The sequence below is a fragment of the Pontibacter ramchanderi genome, from assembly GCF_002846395.1.
Classification (GTDB): domain Bacteria; phylum Bacteroidota; class Bacteroidia; order Cytophagales; family Hymenobacteraceae; genus Pontibacter; species Pontibacter ramchanderi.
This window is the reverse complement of the sequence record NZ_PJMU01000012.1, coordinates 1-1,878: the sequence shown is the minus strand read 5'-3', so window position 1 is coordinate 1,878 and position 1,878 is coordinate 1. Positions and strand designations below refer to the sequence as shown.

At 39.4% G+C, this 1,878-nt stretch carries 2 protein-coding genes; both read left to right on the top strand.

Going from position 1 to position 1,878, the window contains the following annotated elements; all coding sequences use genetic code 11:
* Positions 1–112: 112 nt before the first annotated feature.
* Complete coding sequence (locus tag BD749_RS19170; RefSeq protein WP_101447522.1) at positions 113–562, top strand: hypothetical protein; 450 nt, start codon at positions 113–115, stop codon at positions 560–562.
* Positions 563–645: 83 nt separating this feature from the next.
* Complete coding sequence (locus BD749_RS19165) at positions 646–1,686, top strand: toxin-antitoxin system YwqK family antitoxin (protein WP_101447520.1); 1,041 nt, start codon at positions 646–648, stop codon at positions 1,684–1,686.
* Positions 1,687–1,878 lie beyond the last annotated feature (192 nt).

Genomic DNA, 1,878 nt, shown 5'->3' with positions numbered 1-1,878 from the left:
GGGAAACTACCTGAAAGAAAAAATCTCTTGACCTAACAACACCTAAACGTCAGCCTTCGGCCTACGGCCTCGCCCGTCGTTTAGCTTAGTACGTTAGCATTAAGTTGAAAATATGAAAAGATTTACCCTCTTATTATTCCTAATAATTGTAGCGACTAATTCTTATGCATGTAGATGTGACATGTATGCTTCGCTTGAAACATTTATGAAAGAAAGATTTGTGGCATCCGATTTCGTGATTTCTGCAAAAGTTGAATTTGTAAAAGACAGCTTAACAAAAGGTGACTATGTAATGTCAACTGACCCAACGTACTGGCGGCAAGGTGGGTATAATGCTGTCTTGAAAGTGAACAAAGTATATAAGGGAGAAATCAAAACCGATATAATAGAGATAACTCCGAGATGGTCTAATTGCAGTCAGTACTTTAAAACAGGTGACACTTACATCATCTTTGGTTATGTAAATAACAAAGGTGAGTTTGCAACAGACGTATGTTCTGGAAATTTCAGTAGAACGAATGAAGACAGGCTGAAAATCTTCAGGAAAATTAGAAAGGAATAAAACATTATGCTAACCACACCCATAAGGCAGCTACGCCGCCTTATGGCCAAGTCCGTTGGGCAATAAATAAAGCAAATAAAACATTGAATTCCGTTACCATTCAATCCAACAGTACAAACCATGCAGCGGTGCAGGCATCGAAAATTGAAGCAATGATAAAAAAGAGAAGCTATAAAAGATTTATTCCTGTGATATTCATTGCTGTAGCGATTCTCTTTTTTCTTAATAAGGTATATGAGAAGGACAAAAGGACTAAATACTACTCGTCAGGAGAAATCAAGCAAGAGTACTATGTGAATAGTGAGGGTGTAGCAGACGGTAGATTAACCGAGTACTTTGAAGGAGGAAGCATTTCTTCTCTGGTTGACTTCAAAGATGGAAAGCAGCATGGTTGGTCACAATTCTTCCACAAGAATGGGACAATGCGTAAGAAAACCTATTTTGAAAATGGTGTTCAGCAGGACACGCTTCTGACTTTCTATAACGACGGTGACGTGGAGACAGCCTTTTCAATCAGAGACGGTAAAAAACATGGTAACTATGTTTATTACTTTGAAAACAGTAAGAAGAAGGAAGAAGGAATTTACCAAAATGACAGGTTGGAAGGTGAAGTCGTCTCCTACAACAACAGGGGGCAAGTAGCGGCAAGGGGTTATTATGACTCGGGCGACCGCTACGCATTAATAAGGTATTCAGACGGGGAGCAAGAGTATATTAGTTTCCCAGCAGGTTTCAAAGTGACCCTGCCCCCCAGCTTTAAGTTGGACTCAATTAGCTCAAACACATTTACTTCATTCAAGAACAAAGAGGCAGGTATTTTTCTGATTATGGGTGCAAACGCAAGCTCTCAGCCATTAAGCACTGAATTGAGCAAGCAAATGAAAGAGGCAGTAGGCGCAAACAACCTAAAAGAAGTTAGCAGGGAAGAAATGATGATTGGTGATGTGAAGGCGCAGTCTGTTGTGCTGTTAAACAATGACTCAAATGATTATTTAAACTTGTTCTTTCTTAAACGCGGTGATACTTTGATTAACATCTACTTCTTCGTGCCAGCCTCAAAAATGGCAGAGTATGAAAGCAGTATGCTTGATATATTGAAAAGCTTCTCATTTAAGGCAGCATGATTGTGCACCTTGATTTGTTAGTTTAAGAAATGCAATGCCCAACCACGTGTATACTTTATGCTACGGCTGTAAGCCTCGCACACCGTCTACACCAGTACGTTGGCGGTAAGATTAATTAAAAAAATGAAAGCAATACTAAAGGCAAAGCATTGGCAGATATTTCTTATTCTAATGCTGTTGTCTTTCATCGGA

Bases quoted from the DNA above. Each gene is read 5' to 3' on its own strand.
- BD749_RS19170 (WP_101447522.1), top strand. From the start codon at position 113: ATGAAAAGATTTACCCTCTTATTATTCCTAATAATTGTAGCGACTAAT.